General features: G+C 72.6%; 18 protein-coding genes. 12 read left to right on the forward strand and 6 right to left on the reverse strand.

What is annotated here, in order from left to right:
• Positions 1 to 6: 6 nt before the first annotated feature.
• Positions 7 to 1,635, reverse strand: coding sequence for an isovaleryl-CoA dehydrogenase (locus GA0070215_RS06955; RefSeq protein WP_091043094.1), 1,629 nt, complete (start codon positions 1,633 to 1,635; stop codon positions 7 to 9).
• 178 nt (positions 1,636 to 1,813) lie between these two features.
• On the opposite strand from GA0070215_RS06955, the gene GA0070215_RS06960 reads away from it, so the two are divergent.
• The 6 genes from GA0070215_RS06960 to GA0070215_RS06985 are packed head-to-tail and all read left to right on the forward strand — an operon-like array spanning position 1,814 to position 9,017.
• Positions 1,814 to 3,352 (forward strand): ABC transporter substrate-binding protein, encoded by a 1,539-nt coding sequence (locus GA0070215_RS06960; RefSeq protein ID WP_091043100.1) that lies wholly within the window; start codon positions 1,814 to 1,816, stop codon positions 3,350 to 3,352.
• Positions 3,352 to 4,296, forward strand: a complete 945-nt coding sequence (locus GA0070215_RS06965; protein ID WP_026267646.1) for an ABC transporter permease — start codon at positions 3,352 to 3,354, stop codon at positions 4,294 to 4,296. Before GA0070215_RS06960 ends, GA0070215_RS06965 begins: the two co-directional genes overlap by 1 nt.
• Positions 4,293 to 5,174, forward strand: coding sequence for an ABC transporter permease (locus GA0070215_RS06970; RefSeq protein ID WP_018784396.1), 882 nt, complete (start codon positions 4,293 to 4,295; stop codon positions 5,172 to 5,174). Before GA0070215_RS06965 ends, GA0070215_RS06970 begins: the two co-directional genes overlap by 4 nt.
• Before the next feature lie 41 nt (positions 5,175 to 5,215).
• Entirely contained in the window at positions 5,216 to 6,193 is a 978-nt protein-coding gene (locus GA0070215_RS06975; protein ID WP_091043691.1) for an ABC transporter ATP-binding protein, read from the forward strand.
• Entirely contained in the window at positions 6,190 to 7,218 is a 1,029-nt protein-coding gene (locus tag GA0070215_RS06980; protein WP_018784394.1) for an ABC transporter ATP-binding protein, read from the forward strand. Before GA0070215_RS06975 ends, GA0070215_RS06980 begins: the two co-directional genes overlap by 4 nt.
• Positions 7,219 to 7,229: 11 nt before the next feature.
• Positions 7,230 to 9,017 (forward strand): gamma-glutamyltransferase family protein, encoded by a 1,788-nt coding sequence (locus tag GA0070215_RS06985; protein ID WP_091043104.1) that lies wholly within the window; start codon positions 7,230 to 7,232, stop codon positions 9,015 to 9,017.
• Positions 9,018 to 9,140: 123 nt separating this feature from the next.
• Here the strand turns inward: GA0070215_RS06985 and sthA are convergent, their stop codons facing one another.
• From sthA to GA0070215_RS07000, 3 genes are all read right to left on the reverse strand, one after another.
• Positions 9,141 to 10,544 (reverse strand): Si-specific NAD(P)(+) transhydrogenase, encoded by a 1,404-nt coding sequence (gene sthA / locus GA0070215_RS06990; protein ID WP_018784392.1) that lies wholly within the window; start codon positions 10,542 to 10,544, stop codon positions 9,141 to 9,143.
• 264 nt (positions 10,545 to 10,808) lie between these two features.
• On the reverse strand, positions 10,809 to 11,531 hold the full coding sequence (locus GA0070215_RS06995; RefSeq protein WP_208600303.1) for an FkbM family methyltransferase: 723 nt from the start codon (positions 11,529 to 11,531) through the stop codon (positions 10,809 to 10,811).
• 309 nt (positions 11,532 to 11,840) lie between these two features.
• Positions 11,841 to 12,221 carry a YccF domain-containing protein gene (locus GA0070215_RS07000; RefSeq protein WP_026267643.1) on the reverse strand — a complete coding sequence of 127 codons (381 nt, stop codon included), beginning with the start codon at positions 12,219 to 12,221 and terminating at the stop codon, positions 11,841 to 11,843.
• A gap of 101 nt (positions 12,222 to 12,322) precedes the next feature.
• On the opposite strand from GA0070215_RS07000, the gene GA0070215_RS07005 reads away from it, so the two are divergent.
• Genes GA0070215_RS07005 through GA0070215_RS07020 form a run of 4 tightly spaced genes read left to right on the forward strand, consistent with a single transcriptional unit; the run spans position 12,323 to position 15,359 of the window.
• Positions 12,323 to 13,432, forward strand: a complete 1,110-nt coding sequence (locus GA0070215_RS07005; RefSeq protein ID WP_091043108.1) for a M24 family metallopeptidase — start codon at positions 12,323 to 12,325, stop codon at positions 13,430 to 13,432.
• Entirely contained in the window at positions 13,429 to 14,571 is a 1,143-nt protein-coding gene (locus GA0070215_RS07010) for an acyl-CoA dehydrogenase family protein (RefSeq protein WP_091043111.1), read from the forward strand. Before GA0070215_RS07005 ends, GA0070215_RS07010 begins: the two co-directional genes overlap by 4 nt.
• A gap of 9 nt (positions 14,572 to 14,580) precedes the next feature.
• Positions 14,581 to 14,796 (forward strand): DUF433 domain-containing protein, encoded by a 216-nt coding sequence (locus GA0070215_RS07015; RefSeq protein ID WP_013286269.1) that lies wholly within the window; start codon positions 14,581 to 14,583, stop codon positions 14,794 to 14,796.
• A gap of 59 nt (positions 14,797 to 14,855) precedes the next feature.
• On the forward strand, positions 14,856 to 15,359 hold the full coding sequence (locus tag GA0070215_RS07020; protein ID WP_018784385.1) for an Lrp/AsnC family transcriptional regulator: 504 nt from the start codon (positions 14,856 to 14,858) through the stop codon (positions 15,357 to 15,359).
• On the opposite strand, the gene GA0070215_RS07025 is transcribed toward GA0070215_RS07020, so the two are convergent.
• Complete coding sequence (locus tag GA0070215_RS07025) at positions 15,292 to 15,903, reverse strand: histidine phosphatase family protein (RefSeq protein WP_091043697.1); 612 nt, start codon at positions 15,901 to 15,903, stop codon at positions 15,292 to 15,294. The genes GA0070215_RS07020 and GA0070215_RS07025 overlap by 68 nt on opposite strands.
• 160 nt (positions 15,904 to 16,063) lie before the next feature.
• Here GA0070215_RS07025 and GA0070215_RS07030 point away from each other — a divergent pair, with 160 nt between their 5' ends.
• The gene (locus tag GA0070215_RS07030) at positions 16,064 to 16,258 is read left to right on the forward strand and encodes a CsbD family protein (RefSeq protein ID WP_018784383.1); all 195 of its coding nucleotides are present in this window, start codon (positions 16,064 to 16,066) and stop codon (positions 16,256 to 16,258) included.
• Positions 16,259 to 16,321: 63 nt separating this feature from the next.
• Here the strand turns inward: GA0070215_RS07030 and GA0070215_RS07035 are convergent, their stop codons facing one another.
• Entirely contained in the window at positions 16,322 to 17,728 is a 1,407-nt protein-coding gene (locus tag GA0070215_RS07035; RefSeq protein ID WP_018784382.1) for a KamA family radical SAM protein, read from the reverse strand.
• 145 nt (positions 17,729 to 17,873) lie between these two features.
• On the opposite strand from GA0070215_RS07035, the gene kdd reads away from it, so the two are divergent.
• On the forward strand, positions 17,874 to 18,935 hold the full coding sequence (gene kdd / locus GA0070215_RS07040; RefSeq protein ID WP_091043115.1) for an L-erythro-3,5-diaminohexanoate dehydrogenase: 1,062 nt from the start codon (positions 17,874 to 17,876) through the stop codon (positions 18,933 to 18,935).

Consider the following 18,935-nt stretch of genomic DNA (forward strand, 5'->3'; position numbering starts at 1 on the left):
ACGCCCTCAGCCGATCTTGGGCGTGGCGCGGTCGATGATCGCGGCCAGGTCCAGCCTGCCCGGCAGCGTCCCGTACGCCTGCCCGTGGTCGCCGTCGAGCCGGGACGCGCAGAACGCGTCGGCGACCGCCGGGTGGCCGTGGCGCACCAGCAGCGCGCCCTGGAGTACCAGCGCCAACCGCTCGACCACCCGGCGGGCCCGCAGCTCCAGGTCGGTGTGGTCGACCAGTTCGTCGCGCACCCGGCGCACCGCGGCGTCCAGCCGGGCGTCCGCGCCGGCCGCGGCGGCCACCTCCGCCTCGTACGCGGCGAGCACCTGCGGTTCCCGGGTGAGCGCGCGCAGCACGTCCAGCGCGGCGACGTTGCCGGAGCCCTCCCAGATCGAGTTCAGCGGCGACTCGCGGAACAGCCGCGGCATCCCGGACTCCTCCACGTAGCCGTTGCCGCCCAGGCACTCCAGCGCCTCGGCGGCGTGCCCCGGCCAGCGCTTGCACACCCAGTACTTGCCGACGGCGAGGGCGAGGCGCTTGAACGCGGTCTCGCCCTCGTCGCCGCGCGCCGACCGGTCGGTCGCCCCGGCCAGCCGCAGCATCAGCACGGTGGCCGCCTCGGACTCGACGGCCAGGTCGGCCAGCACGTTGCGCATCAGCGGCTGGTCGGCCAGGTAGCCGCCGAACGCCCGCCGGTGCGTGGCGTGGTGCACGGCGGTGGTCACACCGTGGCGCATTCCGGCCGCCGCGCCGATCACGCAGTCGAGCCGGGTCAGGTTGACCATGTCGATGATGGTGCGGACACCCCGGCCCTCGTCGCCGACGCGCCACGCCACCGCGTGCTCGTACTCGATCTCGGCGGAGGCGTTGGAGCGGTTGCCCAGTTTGTCCTTGAGCCGCATCAGCCGCATCGGGTTGCGGGTGCCGTCGGGCAGCACCCGGGGGACCAGGAAGCAGGTGAGGCCGCCGGGCGCCTGGGCGAGCGTGAGGAACAGGTCGCACATGGGCGCCGAGGTGAACCACTTGTGGCCGACGAGCCGGTAGCTGCCGTCCGGCTCCGGTCGGGCCGTCGTGGTGTTGGCGCGGACGTCCGAGCCGCCCTGCTTCTCCGTCATCGACATGCCGGCGAGCAGGCCGCGCTTGGCGTGCGGCGGGCGCAGCCCGAAGTCGTACTCGCGGGTGGTGAGCAGCGGCTCGTAGCGGGCGGCCAGGTCGGGGCTGTGCCGCAGCGCGGGCACCGCCGCGTAGGTCATCGAGATCGGGCAGCCGTGCCCGGCGTCGGGCCGCCACAGGTAGAAGCCGGCCGCCCGGGCGACGTGCGCGCCGGTCCGGTCGTCGGCCCACGGCGCCGCGTGCAGACCGTGCCCGACGGCGGTACGCATCAGCTCGTGCCAGGACGGGTGGAACTCCACCTCGTCGACCCGATGGCCGTACCGGTCGTGGGTGCGCAGCACCGGCGGGTGCTCGTTGGCGAGCCGCCCGTGCTCGGCCGCCTCCTCACCACCGGCGAGCCGGCCCAGCTCGTGCAGGCCGGGCAGCGCCCAGCCGGCGCCCTCACGGGTCACACCGTCGCACAGCGCCGGGTCGTCGGCGGTGTCGTGGCCGACCATCGGCGGAACCTGGTTGACGACCTCGTGTGTGGTCACGGCGGCAACTCCCAGCGCGGGTGGCGGTTCAGGTCGGGCCCGGATTGAACCATCGTTCACTCCGCACCGGCAAGCACTCGTTGACAAGTCAATTTGGCTGGATTCGTTTGACATCATCCGGCTCGGAGAGAAGACTCGCCGAAACTTTCATTTGTCCGGGAAATGGCTAGGGGGGCCTGTGTCCAGGAAAAAGCTCGGCGTGCTCGGCGCCGCACTCACACTGACCGTCGGCGTCCTGTCCGGATGCACCGGAGGCGAGGCGGTCGACGTCGGTGGCGGGGGGAACGCCGGCGCCGCCGGTGGCGTCCTCAACGCCGCGATCGGTGGCGAGCCGGACCAGCTCGACCCGCACAAGACCTCGGCGTACTACAGCTTCCAGGTGCTGGAGAACGTCTACGACACGCTCGTCGAGCCGGACGCCGACCTGAAGATGGTGCCGTCGCTGGCGACGAAGTGGACCACCAGCGACGACCAGCTGACCTGGACGTTCACGCTGCGCGAGGGCGTCACGTTCTCCGACGGATCGCCGCTGACCTCCGAGGACGTCGTCTACTCGTACGAGCGGATCATCAAGGAGAAGCTGAACAACGCGTACAAGTTCGCCACCGTCAAGTCGGTCACCGGGCCCGACCCGGCCACGGTGGTGGTGACGCTGAGCGCGCCCACGCCGAACCTGCTGGCGAACCTGGGCGGGTTCAAGGGCGTGGCGATCGTGGAGAAGTCCAACGTGGAGTCCGGCGCGGTGAAGACCGCACCGGTCGGCAGCGGCCCGTTCAAGGTGGCCGGCTACACCTCCGGCGACAGCGTCAAGCTGGTGCGTAACGACTCCTACTGGGGTGAGAAGCCGAAGCTGGACGGCGTCACGTTCACTTTCGTCAAGGACCCGACGGTGGCGTTGCAGAACCTGCGCAGCGGCCAGGTCCAGTGGACCGACAACCTGCCGCCCCAGCAGGTGAAGTCGCTGCAGGACGGCGACGACCCGGTGGTGCGGTCGGCGGCCTCCACCGACTACTGGTATGTGGCGCTCAACCAGGCCCGTAAGCCGTTCGACAACCCCGAGGTGCGGCGCGCGATCGGCTACGCGCTGGACCGCGAGGCGATCACCAAGGCGGCGAAGTTCGGGCTGGCCACCGTCAACCAGACCGCCATCCCGAAGGCCAGCGCGTTCTACTATGACTACGCGCCCTACAGCCACGATCCGGGCAAGGCGAAGCAGATGCTCGGCCAGGCCGGCGTCGCCAACCTGACCATGGACCTGATGGTCACCAGCGAGTACCCGGAGACGGTCACCGCCGCGCAGGTCATCGCCGCGCAGCTCAAGGACGTCGGCATCACCGTCAAGATCCGTACGCTGGACTTCGCCCAGTGGCTCGATGAGCAGGCCAAGGGCAACTTCGACGGGTTCATGCTGGGCTGGCTCGGCAACATCGACCCGGACGAGTTCTACTACGCCCAGCACCACAGCAGCGGCACGTTCAACTTCCACAAGTACCGGAACCCGGCGGTGGACAAGCTGCTGGACGCCGCGCGTACCCAGACCGACCAGGGCGCCCGCAAGCAGGCGTACGAGCAGGCGGCGAAGCAGATCGTCGACGACGCCAGCTACCTCTACCTCTACAACCCGGACGTCGTGCAGGGCTGGTCGAAGAAGGTGTCCGGCTACGAGGTGCGCACCGACCGGGCGATCCGCTTCCGGTCGGTCGCCCTGGCGAAGTGATGGCCCGCTTCGTCCTGCGGCGGGTCCTCCAGTCCGCGGTCGTGCTGGTCGGCGTGACCCTCGTGGTGTTCCTCCTGCTGCAACTGGTGCCGGGTGACCCGGTCCGGGTGGCGCTGGGCACCCGGTTCGACCCGCAGACGTACGACGCGCTGCGCGAGCGCGCCGGCCTCGACCAGCCGCTACCCGTGCAGTACGCCAGCTACCTCGGGCACGCGCTCACCGGCGACCTGGGGGTCAGCTTCCGCACCGGCCAGCCGGTGAGCGCGATCGTGCTGGAACGGCTGCCCGCCACGCTGTCGCTCGCCGTCACCGCCGTGGTGTTCGCGCTGCTCGTCGCGTTCCCGCTGGGCATCGTCGCGGCGGTCCGCAGCGGCTCCGCCGTCGACCACGCCGCCCGCGTGTTCAGCCAGTTCGGCGTCTCGGTGCCGGACTTCTGGATGGGCATCATGGGCATCCTGCTGTTCGCCGGGGTGCTGGGCTGGCTGCCGCCGTCGGGCTACGTGGCGCTCACCGACGACCCCGGCCGGTGGGCCACCCACGTGGCGCTGCCGGCGGTCACCGTCGGCCTGGTCACCGCGTCGATCCTCACCCGGTTCATCCGCTCCTCCGTACTGGAGGTGCTGTCCGCCGACTACGTGCGGACCGCCGAGGCGAAAGGGCTGCGCAACCGGGTGGTGATCCTGCGGCACGTGCTGCGCAACGCGCTCATCCCGGTCGTCACCGTGGTCGCGGTGCAACTCGCCAGCCTGCTCGGCGGCGTCATCGTCATCGAGGTGCTGTTCGCCTGGCCCGGCATCGGCCGACTCACCTTCGACGCCGTGCAGGCCCGCGACTATCCCGTCCTGCAGGGCGCGGTGCTGCTCGTCGCGGCCCTGTTCCTGCTGGTCAACCTGCTGGTGGACATCCTCTACGCCCGCCTCGATCCGAGGATCACGGTCAAGTGAGCGCCACGACCGAGAGCACCGGACGCCGCGTCCTGGCCGCGCTGCGCCGCGACCCGCTCGCCGTCGGCGGCACGATCGTGCTGGCGCTGCTGGTGGTGGTCGGCGTGGCCGGCCCGTGGCTGGCACCGGCGGGGGTCAACGACGTCGACGTGGACCAGATGCTGCGCCCGCCCAGCGGCGCGCACCCGTTCGGCACCGACGAGCTGGGCCGCGACGTGCTCAGCCGGGTGCTCGTCGCCGCCCGCGTGTCGCTGCAGGTCGGCGCGGTCAGCGTCGGCATCGCGCTGGTCGCGGGCGTGACGCTCGGGCTGCTCGCCGGCTACTACCGGGGTTGGCTGGACAGCGTGCTCATGCGCTGCATGGACGTGCTGTTCGCGTTCCCCGTGCTGCTACTGGCGGTGGCCATCGTGGCGGTGCTCGGCCCCGGCCTGCTCACCGCCATGGTCGCCATCGGCGTGGTCTACACACCCATCTTCGCCCGGATCACCCGCGCCGGCGTGCTGTCGGTACGCGAGCAGGTGTTCGTCCGGGCCGCCGTCTCCATCGGCGCGTCCGACCTGCGCATCATGCGCCGGCACGTGCTGCCGAACATCGCCGCGCCGCTGATCGTGCAGACGTCGCTGTCGCTGGCGTTCGCGATCCTCTCCGAGGCCGCGCTGTCCTTCCTCGGCCTCGGCATCCAGCCGCCCGCGCCGGCCTGGGGCCGGATGCTGTTCGACGGGCGCGGCTTCGTCACCGACGCGTGGTGGCTGGGCGTGTTCCCGGGCGCGGCGATCTTCCTCACCGTGCTGGCGTTCAACCTGGTCGGCGACGCGCTGCGCGACGTGCTCGACCCGCGCCAGCTCACCCTCGGCGAGGCACGCAGGAGCACCCCATGAGCGAGCGCACCGAGCGCATGCCGAGCCCGCGCCGGCACCCCATGACCGACTCGACAGTGCTGTCCGTGGACGACCTCACCGTCACCGTCGGCACCCGTAACGGCCCGGTCCGAGCGGTGGCCGGGGTGTCCTGGCAGGTGCGGCCGGGCGAGACGTTCGCCCTGGTCGGCGAGTCCGGCAGCGGCAAGAGCATGACCCTGCTCGCCGCCACCGGCCTCGCCCCGCGCGCCGCCACGGTCACCGGCCGGGTGCGGCTGCTCGACGACGAGCTGACCGCGCTGCCCGACGACCGCCGCCGCAAGCTGCGCGGCCGGCATGTCGGGTTCGTCTTCCAGGATCCGATGACCTCGCTCAACCCGGTGCTGCCGGTGGGCCGGCAGGTCACCGAGGCGGCCGAGGAGCACCTCGGCCTGACCCGCCGTGCCGCCCGCGACCGGGCGGTGGAGCTGCTGGAGCTGGTGGGCATCCCGTCGGCCGCGGGCCGCGTCGACGCGTACCCGCACCAGTTCTCCGGCGGCATGCGGCAGCGCGTCGCCATCGCCATGGCGCTGGCCTGCGAGCCGGACCTGCTGATCGCCGACGAGCCGACCACCGCGCTGGACGTCACCACGCAGGCGCAGATCATCGAACTGGTCGCCGACCTGCAGGCGCGGCTGGGCACGGCCGTCGTCTGGGTCACCCACGACCTGGGCGTGGTCGCCGGCATCGCCGACACCGTCGCGGTCATGTACGGAGGGCGGATCGTCGAGCAGGGGCCGGTCGACGCGGTGTTCGACACCCCGACGCATCCGTACACCAGGGCGCTGCTGGCGGCCCGGCCGGACCCGTCGCGGCGCGGCGAGGACCTGGTGGCCATCCCCGGTTCGCCGCCGAGCCCGCTGGACCTGCCGCCCGGCTGCGCGTTCTGGCCGCGATGCCCGGTACGCGCCGATCCCCGCTGCGAGCACGAGCTGCCCCCGCTGACGCCGGTCGGCGACGGGCACACGGTCCGTACCTTCTACCGTGGAGAGGCCGGATGAGCGCCGACACCCCGGACGTGGTCGCCGAGCTGGACGACCTGAAGGTGCACTTCCCGACGCCGGCCGGAACGGTCCGCGCGGTGGATGGCGTCAGCCTCGCCGTACGCCGGGGCGAGACGCTCGGGCTGGTGGGCGAGTCGGGCAGCGGCAAGTCCACAGCCGGTCTGGCGTTGCTGCGGCTGGTCGACCCGACCGCCGGCCGGGTCCGGGTCGCGGGCGAGGACGTGACCCGCTGGTCGCGCCGCCGCCTGCGCGCGACGCGCCGTCACGTGGCGATGGTCTTCCAGGATCCGCAGGCGTCGCTGGATCCCCGCCGGACGGTCGGCGACAGCATCGCCGAGCCGCTGGTCGTGCACCGGCTCGCCACGTCCGCCGCCGCCCGGCGGGCCCGGGTCGCGGAGCTGCTGGACCTGGTCGGCCTGCGCGCCGACACGGCCGGGCGCTATCCGCACGAGCTGTCCGGCGGCCAGCGCCAGCGGGTCGGCGTGGCCCGGGCGCTGGCCGGTGAGCCGGACCTGATCGTCCTGGACGAGCCGATCGCCTCGCTGGACCTGAGCGTCCAGGCGCAGATCATGAACCTGCTCCGGCACCTGCAACGCGACCTCGGGCTGACGTACCTGTTCATCGCGCACGACCTGGCCGCCGTCGAGCACATGAGCGACCGGATCGCGGTGATGTACCTGGGCCGCATCGTCGAGACCGGCCCACCGGAACGGATCTACCGGCACCCGGCGCACCCCTACACGGCGGCGCTGCTGTCGGCGGTGCCGGTGGCCGATCCGCGGGTCGAGCGGCAGCGCCGCCGGATCGTGCTCACCGGTGACATCCCCAGCCCGGTGGACCCGCCGAGCGGCTGCCGCTTCCGTACCCGCTGCCCCCAGGCCCGCCCCGCGTGTGCCGGGACCGACCCGGCGCCGGCCGAGGTGGCCCCCGGTCACCACGCCGCGTGCCTGTTCCCGCTCGACGGCGGCGAGGGGGACGGCGCCGGCGCGACGAACCGTGCCGACGTCGCGGGCACCGCGTAGGCTCACCGCCGATGACGTTCACCACCCGGCCGACGCTGCGCGGCACGTTCGGCATGGTCTCCTCCACCCACTGGCTGGCCAGCCAGTCCGCGATGGGCGTGCTGGAACGCGGCGGCAACGCCTTCGACGCCGCGGTGGCCGCCGGGTTCGTGCTGCACGTGGTGGAGCCGCACCTCAACGGCCCGGCCGGGGAGGTGCCCGCGATCCTCGCTACCGCGACCGACAGCACCCCGCGGGTGCTCTGCGGTCAGGGCCCGGCCCCGGCCGCCGCCACTGTGGCGCACTTCCGCTCACTCGGCCTGGACCTCGTGCCCGGCGCCGGTCCGCTCGCCGCCGTGGTGCCGGGCGCTGTCGACGCCTGGTTGCTGCTGCTGCGCGACCACGGCACCCGCACGCTCGCCGAGGTGCTGGAACCGGCGATCGGCTACGCCGCCGCCGGTCACCCGCTCGTCGGCGCCGCCGGGCAGACCGTCGCGCGGGTCCGGTCGCTGTTCACCGACCACTGGCCGACCTCCGCGCGCCTCTGGCTCCGCCACGGCCGCCCACCCGCGCCGGGGGAGATGGTCACCAACCCGGCGTACGCGGACACGCTGCGCCGCCTCGTCGACGCGGGACGGGCCGCCGGTACCGACCGCGAGGCGCAGATCGAGGCGGCCCGTCATGCCTGGCGGGAGGGTTTCGTCGCGGAGGCGATCGACGCGTTCAGCCGGCTGCCGTTCCGCGACTCCAGCGGGCACGCCCACGCCGGGCTGGTCACCGGCGACGACCTGGCCCGCTGGTCGGCCACCTGGGAGGAACCGGTCACGCTGGACTGGCACGGGCACACCGTCGCCAAGACCGGCTTCTGGGGCCAGGGCCCGGTGCTGCTCCAGACCCTGTCCATGCTGGACGCGCTCGACGACCCGGCGGTGTACGACCCGTCGAGCGTGGGGGGCATCCATGCGCAGGCCGAGGCGCTGAAGCTCGCGTTCGCCGACCGTGAGGCGTGGTACGGCGACACCGACGTTCCGGGCGTCGCGCTGCTGTCGGCCGGGTACGCCCGTTCGCGGGCCGCGCTGGTGGGCGACCGGGCCGACACGTCGCTGCGTCCCGGCAGCCCGGCGGGTGAACCGCCCCGGCTGCCGTCCCACCTGCACGCCGACGTGCGTCGCGGGGCCGTCCCGCACGACCCGAGCACCGGCGAACCCACGGTACGGGCCGACGGCGTGACCCGCGGCGACACCTGCCACGTCGACGTGGTGGACCGGTGGGGCAACATCATCTCCGCCACCCCGAGCGGCGGCTGGCTGCAGAGTTCACCCGCCGTCCCGGAGCTGGGCTTCCCGCTCGGCAGCCGGTTGCAGATGTGCTGGCTGGAGGAGGGGCTCGCATCGACGCTGCGGCCGGGCCGGCGTCCGCGTACCACGCTCAGCCCGACGCTCGTGCTCCGCGACGGCGAGCCGGTGCTGGCGTGCGGCACGCCCGGCGGCGACCAGCAGGACCAGTGGCAGCTGCTGTTCCTGCTGCGGCACCTGGCCGGCGGGCAGGAGTTGCAGGAGGCGATCGACGCCCCGACGTGGCACACCACCAGCCTGCCCGCGTCGTTCTATCCGCGCGAGGTGGAGCCGGGCGTGCTGGTGCTGGAGGATCGGTTCGACGCCGACGTGCTGTCCGGCCTGCGCGCCCGGGGCCACACCGTCCGGCTGTCCGACCCGTGGAGCCTGGGCCGCATGTGCGCGGTGACCCGCGACCCGCGCACGGGGATCCTCTCCGCCGCGGCCAACCCCCGGGGTGCCCAGGGCTACGCCACCGGTCGCTGACCCATCCTCCACCCACCCCCTCTCCCCGTCGATCTTGTGCTTACTGCCCGCGTATAGCCGGCATAACGGGCGTGAATCGGGCCGAAAGCGCAAGATCGACGAGGGGAGGGGCGGGGGAGGCGGTCAGGTGTCGATCCGGGTGATGTTGCGGATCTTGTTGGCGGCGTCCAGGGCCGCCACCTTGTACGCCTCCGCGAGCGTGGGATAGTTGAACACCGCGTCGAGCAGGTAGTCGACGGTGCCGCCGCAACCCATCACCGCCTGCCCGATGTGGACGATCTCGGTGGCGCCGGTGCCGAACACGTGCACCCCGAGCAGCCGCCCGTCCCCGGGCGAGACCAGTAGTTTCAGCATCCCGTACGAGTCGCCGACGATCTGCCCCCGGGCCAGTTCCCGGTAGCGGGCGATGCCCACCTCGAACGGGACGGACGCCTCGGTCAGCTCCTCCTCGGTCTTCCCGACGAAGCTGATCTCCGGGATGGTGTAGATGCCGATCGGTTGCAGCTCCGACATGCCGCGTGCCGGTTCGCCGCAGGCGTGCTGGGCGGCCAGCCGGCCCTGTTCCATCGAGGTGGACGCCAGGGCGGGGAAGCCGATCACGTCGCCGACCGCGTAGATGTTGTCGACTGCCGTGCGGTAGTCGGCGTCGACGGAGATCCGCCCTCGGTGGTCGGCGGTGAGCCCGGCCGCCTCCAGCGCGAGGTCGTCGGTCTGCCCCTGCCGCCCGGCGGAGTACATCACCGTGTCCGCGACGATCTTCTTGCCGCTGCGCAGGACGCAGAGCGCGGCGCTGCGGTGCTTCTCCACGGCGGCCACCTCCTCGCCGAAGCGGAAGGTCACCGACAGGTCCCGCAGGTGGTACTTCAGGGATTCGACGATCTCCTCGTCGCAGAAGTCGAGCATCCGCGGGCGGCGCTCGACCACGGTCACCTTCGTACCGAGCGCGGCGAACAGGGACGCGTACTCCATGCCGATCACCCCGGCGCCGACCACGACCATGCTGCGTGGGACGGCCTGGAGGTTGATCACGCCGTCGGAGTCGACGATCGTCCGGTCGTCGAAGTCGACGCTGTCCGGGCGGGCGGGGCGGGTGCCGGCGGCGACGACCGCCTTGTCGAAGCTGACCCGGGTCTCCCGGCCGGAGCCGGCGTCCACCCAGACCGAGTGGGCGTCGGCGAACCGGCCGGTGCCGGTGATCAGCGAGACCTTGTTGCGGGCCAGCTGGTTGCGGATGACGTCGGTCTGCCGGCTGATCACGTGCTGGGTGCGGGCGGCCAGGTCGGCGACGGTGATGTCCTCCTTGACCCGGTAGCTGCTGCCGTAGAGGTCGCGCTGGCTCAGCCCGGTCAGGTAGAGCACCGCCTCGCGCAGCGTCTTCGAGGGCACGGTGCCGGTGTTTATGCACACCCCGCCGAGCATGTCGCGGCGGTCCACGATCGCGACGCGGCGGCCCAGCTTCGCCGCGGCGATCGCCGCCTTCTGTCCACTCGGTCCGGAGCCCAGCACCAGCAGGTCGTAGTCATACACGAGCGCCAGCCTCGCAGGGTCCGGCAACCCGCGCCAGCGGTGGGGCTCCACGCCGGGTGGAACGCGGCCTCCAGCCCTTCGACCCGTCCCAGTTGACCGACCAGGTCGTCAGGCCCGTGAGGCGGCCCTGGTAGGTGTTCCACGCCTGGGCGGCCAGCGCCGGGCTCATGTGGCCGCCGCCGGCGCCGACCTGCGTGGGCAGCCCGGGGACCTGCCGGTCCAGCGATGCCTTGCGCCGCGTCCCGGGCTGTCCGGAGTGGACGCTCAGAGGCGGGCGTACACGTCGCCGGAGTTGGCCTCGTCCGGCAGCGCGCGCAGGTACGCGGCCACCTCGGCGGCTTGCAGCCAGCCGGGCAGCGCGAACTGCATCTCGTCACCGACCGCCACCGTGAACCGGGTGAAGCCGAGCCCGGTGAGCCGGTCCAGGCAGCGCGCCGCCGCCACCCGGGCGATGGTGGTGAACTCGAACGACAACGCCGGCACCGGCCGGCTCAGCCCGGCCAGCACGGCGTCCTCGAAGCCCTCCACGTCGATCTTCACGAACGCCGGCTCGCCGTACGCGGTCACGAGCGCGTCGAGCGTGGTGCCGGGCACCTCGATCTGCGCGTCCCAGGTCTCGTCCGCCCAGCCGGGCGCCCCGTCGGCGGCGCGGACGAAGCCGGGGGAGGCGGTAGAGACCGTGGGGTTGGCCGAGTTGACGTGCAGCCGCACCGGTCCAGCGGTATGCCCGCACGCCGCCTCCACCACTGTCACCGCGTCGTCGCCCGCGTGCATCTCGCGCAGCACCCGGGCGCACAGCGGTTGTGGCTCGACCGCCACCACGGTCGCGCCGAGGCGGCGGAAGCTGCCCAGCCGGTCGCCCACGTGCGCGCCCACGTCGAAGACGAGGTCACCGGCGCGGACCAGCGGCGCGTAGAACGCGTCTAGGGCGGCGTCGCGCGCCGGGTCGCCGTGGTAGAACTCCAGCGACCGGCGCAGGCCGGACATCGCCGGGTCCGCCTTGAGTGCCTCGATCACCCCGTCCCGCACCCTCCCGACGCTAGCCAGCGCCGCGTCCGTGCGAGCCGCAATCGCGTCCTTCCCGCCACCGAGGGTCGACAATCACCCCATCCTCCTAGGATGGGGTAGGGGTGGTGAGGCTTGTCGCTCTCGGTCCAAGTCGCCGCGCGACAGTGGTGTGAGCGGGAGAGGTGGACAGGGCAGGGGAACGACGGGGCGACGGTCGGCCCGTCGGCGGTCGGCCGTGCCGACCGCCAGCGGTCAGCCGGAACGGCGAGGCGGGCAGCCCGCGTGCCGCTACGGGGTCTCGACGACCTCCTGGCCGAGCGGCCACAGCGCTGCGGGGACCAGCTTGAAGTTGGCCACCCCGAACGGGATGCCGATGATCGTCACGCAGAGCGCGACCCCGGCGAGGATGTGCGACAGCGCCAGCCACCAGCCGGCCAGCACCACCCAGAGCACGTTCGCCAGGCCGGAGGGCAGGCCGGCGCCCGGCTTGGACACGAGGGTGCGGCCGAACGGCCACAGCGAGTACGAGGCGAGCCGCAGCGAGGCGACGCCGAACGGGATGGTGACGACGAGGACGAAGCAGATCAGGGCGGCGATGCCGTAGCCGAGGGCCAGGACGAAGCCGCCGCCGAAGACGAGCCACAGCAGGTTCAGCAGAAAGCGGATCACCACTCCATGGTCGCTCGTGCCCGCAACCGCCCGGCGCGTACGACGGACGCAGCCGTGGGCGGACTCCCGCGCGCACCCAAACGACCGTTAAGCTTCGGGGTGTGGGAATCGAGGAACTGTACCCCGCCGGGCGACTGATCGCGGCCCAGCGCGCCACCGCCGCGGCGGGCCTGGACGCGCTGCTGCTCACCCCGGGTTCCGACCTTCGCTACCTGACCGGCTACGACGCCCGCGAGGGGGAGCGGCTGACCTGCCTGGTCCTGCCCGCCGAGGGTGAGCCGACGCTGATCGTGCCGGTGCTGGAGCGGCCGGACGCCGAGGCCGCGCCCGGCGCCGGGTACCGGATCGTCGACCACGCCGACGGCACCGACCCGTGGCCGCTGGTGCGCGCGGCGCTGCCCGGCCCGGTCCGCGCCCTCGGGCTGGCCGACCGGATGTGGGCACAGCAGGTCCTCGCCCTGCGCGACGCGCTGCCCGGCGCGGCCCAGCGGCTCGCCTCCGACGTGCTGCGGGAAATGCGGATCCGCAAGTCGTCCGCCGAGGTGGCGGCGCTGGCCGAGGCGGGCGCCGCGATCGACGCGGTGCACCTGCGGATGGGGGAGTGGCTGCGCCCCGGCCGCACCGAGCGGGAGGTCGCCGCCGACCTCGCCGCCGCGATCCGGGCCGCCGGGCACGCCGCTGCCGACTTCGTCATCGTCGCCGCCGGCCCGAACGGGGCGAGCCCGCACCACGGCACGTCGGACCGCCCGATCGGCGTGGGCGAGCCGGTGGTGGTCGACATCGGCGGCACCATGCCGTCGGGCTACCGCTCCGACTGCACCCGCACGTACGTCGCCGGCGGTCCCGCTCCGGCCGAGTTCGTGGACTACTACGCGGTGCTGTGGGAGGCGCAGCGCGCCGCCGTGGCCGCCGTGGCGCCGGGCGTGACCGCCGAGGCCCTCGACGCGGTCGCCCGCGACATCATCGGCGCCGCCGGTTTCGGCGACGCCTTCCTGCACCGTACCGGCCACGGCATCGGCCTCGACGGCCACGAGGAGCCGTACGTGGTGACCGGCAACTCCCGGCCGCTCGAAGTCGGCATGGCTTTCTCGGTCGAACCCGGGATCTATCTCGCCGGGCGGCACGGAGCCCGGATCGAGGACATCGTCGTCTGCACGGCGGACGGCGGGCAACGGCTCAACACCACCCCCACGGAGCTCATCGCGCTATGAACGTCGACCGGATCCTGCCCACCGACGAGGCCCACGACCTGCTGGACCTCGCCACCGAACTCGCCGACCGGGAGCTGGCCCCGGCCGCCGCCGGTTTCGAGGCCCGCGCCGAGTTCCCCCGGGAGGTGTTGCGCACCCTCGGCCGGGCCGGCCTGCTCGGCCTGCCGTACGCGGAGGAGCACGGCGGCGCCGCCCAGCCGTACGAGGTGTACCTCCAGGTGCTGGAGATCCTCGCCAGCCGGTGGCTGGCAGTGGCCGAGGCGGTCAGCGTGCACACGCTGTCCTGCTATCCGCTGGCCCAGTTCGGCACCGACGAACAGCGCAAACTCCTGCCGGACATGATCGGCGGGGAGCTGCTCGGGGCGTACTGTCTGTCCGAGCCGCAGGGTGGCTCGGACGCGGCGGCGCTGACCACGCGGGCGGTGCGCGACGGCGACGCGTACGTGGTGACCGGCACCAAGGCGTGGATCACGCACGCCCGGGTGGCCGACTTCTACAACATCTTCTGCCGTACCGGCGGGCCCGGCCCGAAGGGCATCTCCTGCCTGCTGGCCGACCGGTCCACGGCGGGCATCCACCCGCAGGCCGCCGAGCGCACGATGGGCCTGCACGCCTCGCCGATCGCGCAGATCGCCTTCGACGACGCCCGCGTGCCGGCGGAGCGGCTGATCGGCGGCGAGGGCGCCGGGTTCACCATCGCGATGTCGGCGCTTGACTCCGGCCGCCTGGGCATCGCCGCGTGCGCGGTAGGCCTGGCCCAGGGCGCGCTGGACTACGCGGTCGGTTACGCCCGGGAACGCCGCCAGTTCGGCCGCGCGATCATCGACTTCCAGGGGCTCGGGTTCGGCCTGGCCGACGCTGCCACCCAGATCTCCGCCGCGCGGGCGCTCATGCTCGCCGCCGCACGGCTGCGCGACGCCGGACGCCCGTACTCGATCGAGGCGGCCAAGGCGAAGCTGTTCGCCACGGACGTGGCGATGCGGGTGACCACCGACGCGGTGCAGGTGCTCGGCGGCGCCGGGTACGTCGCCGACCACCCGGTCGAGCGGTACATGCGCGAGGCCAAGGTGCTCCAGATCGTCGAGGGCACCAACCAGATCCAGCGGCTGGTCATCTCCCGCGCGCTGGCGAAGGGCTAGCCTGTCGCGGTGACCTTTCCCCGGATCACCGTGGACCCCGACGTCATGGGGGGTGCGCCCTGCGTGCGGCAGTCGCGCATCCCCGTGGCCACCCTGCTGGCCATGATGGCCGAGGGCATGTCCGTCACGGACATCCTCACCGATCTGCCGTTCCTGGACGAGGAGGACATGGCGGAGGTGCTGAACTACGCCGCGGACGCGGTGCGCGACCGGACGGCGCGCTGAGCGTCACCGCGGCGGGCCGAGTGCGGCATGGGAGCGCTTTTCCGGCTACTGTGCAGCGCGTGGAGGAGATCGACCGTGCCATCGTAGCCGCGCTGACCGGGGACGGTCGGCTGTCGTACACGGATCTGGCCGAGCGGGTGGGCCTGTCGGTGTCGGCCGTGCACCAGCGGGTCCGCCGGCTGGAGCAGCGCGGGGTAATCAAGGGATACTCCGCGCGGGTGTCGTTCGAGGCGCTGGACCTGCCGCTGACCGCGTTCGTGGCGATCCGGCCGTTCGACCCGTCGCAGCCGGACGACGCGCCGGAGCGGCTGGCGCACCTGCCCGAGATCGACTCGTGCTACTCGGTGGCGGGGGAGGACTTCTACCTCCTGCTGGTGCGGGTGGCCGGTCCGGCCGACCTGGAACGGGTGCTCCAGGAGATCCGCACCTCCGCGAACGTCACCACGCGCACCACTGTGGTGCTGTCCACGCCGTACGAGCACCGGCCGCCGAAGATCAGTGGCGAGTTGTCCGGTCGGGGGCGTCCCCGTCCGTCGGCGGAGCCGGCAGGTTCCACCGCCTGATCACCCGCCGGCCGTGCTCGTGACCGAGCACGCTGAGGGTGGCGGTGTCCAGCCGCAGCAGCGCGCCGGCCGAGGGCGGCAGCCCGATCCAGCGTGCGCCGAGGGCGCGCAGGCTGTGCCCGTGCCCGACGAGCGCGACGTCGCCCTGCTCCAGCAGCGGGGCGGCCCGGTCCAGCACGCGGTCCAGGCGGGCGCCCACCTGCTCCGGTGACTCGCCGCCTTGGCCGCCGTCGGTCCAGATCGTCCAGCCGGGCCGTTCGGCCTGGATCTCCGCGGTGGTGCGTCCCTCGTACTCGCCGTAGTGCCATTCGGCCAGGTCGGGCTCGATGGCGTCCACGGTGAGCCCGGCCAGGGCGGCGGTGCGGGTGGCGCGCTGCCGGGGGCTGGAGAACACCCGGGCGAAGCGCCGGTCGGCAAGCAGGGGAGCCAGCGCGCGTGCCTGCCGCTCGCCGTCGGGCGTCAGGTCCAGGTCGGTGTACGAGGTGTGCCGGTGACTCGCGCTCCACGTGGTCTCGCCGTGGCGGATCAGCAGGATCTCGTTCACCGGCCCAGTCAACCACGACGCCGCGGCCCCGGCCGGGGCGTCCATCTTCAACCTATTGTCCTAGGACGCATTACACGATGTGCACCGGTCAACAGCGTTTGTGACGACCGGCACCGGGGACGCGGCAAGGGCAAGGCGTAGCCGGACGAGGGAGGGCGACATGAGCTTCACCGACAAGGCGAAGAACAAGGCCCAGGAGATGAGCGGCATGGCCAAGGAGCGCATCGGCGACGTGACCGACAACGAGCGGTTGCGGGCCGAGGGCGCCTCCGAGCAGAGCACGGCGCGCGCCCGGCAGGCCGGGGAGCACGCCAAGCAGGCGGGCCGCGACGTCAAGGACGCCTTCGACAAGTGAGTACGCGAACGGCGGGCCACCTCTGCGATGAGGTGGCCCGCCGTCGTGCGCCTGCGGGTCCTGTCAGTCGTCCTTGTGCGCGAGCCACCAGGCCTGGCCGGCCTCGGGCAGCGTGTCGATCGGGTCGTAGTAGGCGTAGCGCTTGTTCAGTGCCTCCAGGTCCGCCGACTCGATCGAGGTGCGGTAGTTCTTGGTCCAGTACGAGATGCCGCGCTCACGGTCGTAGTCGGTGAGCATGTGCACCCAGCGCTTGCCGACGAACGGCACGTCGCAGACGATCCGCGGGGTGGCGTAGCCGGGCAGGTAGCCCATGATGTCGTGCTGCAGCTGCTGGGCGTGCCAGACCGGGACGCGCCAGTGCTCGGCGTTGGGGATCATGTCGCACATGTAGAAGTAGTACGGCAGGATGCCCGCCTCGCCCTGCAGCGCGAAGCAGAGGTCGAGCAGGTCGGCGTTTGTCGCGTTGACGCCGCGCATGAGTACGCCCTGGTTGCGGACGTCGCGGACGCCGACGTCGAGTGCGGTCTGGGCGGCCTTGGCGACCAGCGGGGTCAGCGACTGGGCGTGGTTGACGTGGGTGTGGATGGCGAGGTTGACGCCGCGGCGGGCGGCGGTGCGGGCGACCCGTTCGAGGCCCTCGACCACGTCGGGCTGGAGCCAGTGCTGGGGCAGGCCCATGAGCGCCTTGGTGGCGAGCCGGATGTCGCGGATCGTCTCGATCTCCAGCAGGCGCATCAGGTACGACTCGAGGTTGCGCCACGGCACGTTGGCGACGTCGCCGCCGGAGACGACCACGTCGCGTACGCCGGGGTGGGCCTTGAGGTAGGTGATGTGGGCGTCGTAGCGGTCGACGGGCTTGAGGGTGAGCTTGAGCTTGTCGACGGCGGGGGTGGAGTTGCCGACGAGGTCCATGCGGGTGCAGTGGCCGCAGTACTGCGGGCAGGTGGAGAGCAGCTCGGCGAGGACCTTGGTGGGGTAGCGGTGGGTGAGACCCTCGGCGACCCACATGTCGTGTTCGTGGAGGCTGTCGCGGCTGGCGTACGGGTGTGACGGCCAGTCGGTGCGCCGGTCGGAGGCGACCGGGATCATGTAGCGGCGGATCGGGTCGGCGAGCAGCGCCTCGGTGCTCATCGGCTGATGCGGTGCCATGGTGTTGAGCATCTGCGGCGGCACCAGCATGGACATGGTGGCCAGGGCCTTCTGGTCGGCCTCCAGGTCGGCGTAGAAGGTCTCGTCGACGGTGTCGCCGAGGACGGCGCGCAGTTGCTTGATGTTCTTGACGCAGTTGACCCGCTGCCACTGGGCGCTCTCCCACTGGTCGCGGGTGACGTGGCGCCAGCCGGGGAAGCGGGTCCAGTCGGGTTCGACGAGGGGCGCGCGGCGGTATTCGTAGGGCTGTCCGGCGGCCGGGACGGTGGGCGGCGCGGTGCGGGGCGTCGGCATGGTCTCCACCGGTTGGGTCTGGGTCACGGCCCCTCCTCGTCAGCGGGTGCGGGTTGATCAACAATTGTGCAGGCTACTGGAAAATCTGCGGTGAAGAAATTAGTCTGCCGTAAGTTTTCCCGCGACGCGATCCCTGGCCGGGGGTTCGGGCGGCTGGACATAGGGGGTAGGCGTGACGTCACCGGTGGGTCTGCACCGAGTCGTGGAACCGGCGGGAGTGCTCCCGCAGGCGGCCTGGCGGCTGGACGCCGATCCGCGGATCGCGGCGAACGAGGTGCGGATCCGGGTCGAGCGGCTGAACCTTGACGCGGCGAGTTTCCGGCAGCTGGCGGAGAAGCACGGCGGCGACGGGGAGAAGGTCCGCGCCGAGGTGCTGGAGATCGTGTCGGCGCGGGGGAAGATGCAGAACCCGGTGACCGGTTCGGGCGGCATGCTGATCGGCACCGTCGAGGAGGCGGGCCGCCGGTCGCCGCTGGGGCTGAGGGCGGGTGACCGGGTGGCGACGCTCGTGTCGCTGACGCTGACGCCGCTGACGATCACCGACGGGCTGGCCCGCTGGGACGGGCGCAGCGAGCAGGTGCCGTGCGACGGGTACGCGATCCTGTTCGCCCGGTCGATCGCGGCGGTGCTGCCGCCGGACCTGCACCCCGAGTTGTCGCTCGCGGTGCTGGACGTGTGCGGGGCGCCGGCGTTGACGGCGCGGGTGGTGGCCGAGCAGGTGGCGCGGCGGTCCCGGGAGGGTGATCCGCGTCCGGTGTCGGTGGCGGTGATCGGCGGGGCGGGTAAGAGCGGGTCGTTGTCCCTCGCCGCGGCGCGGCGGGCGGGCGCCGCCCGTACCGTCGGGGTGGTTCCGGTGGCCGCGGAGCGGGACGCGCTGACGGCGGCCGGGCTGGCCGACGTGGTGGCGCTGGCGGATGCGCGGGATCCGGTGGGGTTGTCGACGGCGGTGACGACGGCGCTGGGGGTGCCGGCGGACGTGACCGTGGTGTGCGTGGACGTGCCGGGGTGTGAGCACGGCGCGGTGCTGGCCACGGCGGACGGCGGTACGGTGGTCTTCTTCTCGATGGCGACGAGCTTCGCGGCGGCGGCGCTGGGCGCGGAGGGCCTGGCCGCGGATGTGACGATGCTGGTGGGCAACGGGTATGTGCCGGGGCACGCCACGCTGGCGTTGGACCTGTTGCGGGCCGAGCCGGGGGTGCGCGGTCTGTTCGAGGCTCGTCTGGCGGCAGACTGA

Source organism: Micromonospora marina (assembly GCF_900091565.1).
In the GTDB taxonomy this organism is placed as follows: domain Bacteria; phylum Actinomycetota; class Actinomycetes; order Mycobacteriales; family Micromonosporaceae; genus Micromonospora; species Micromonospora marina.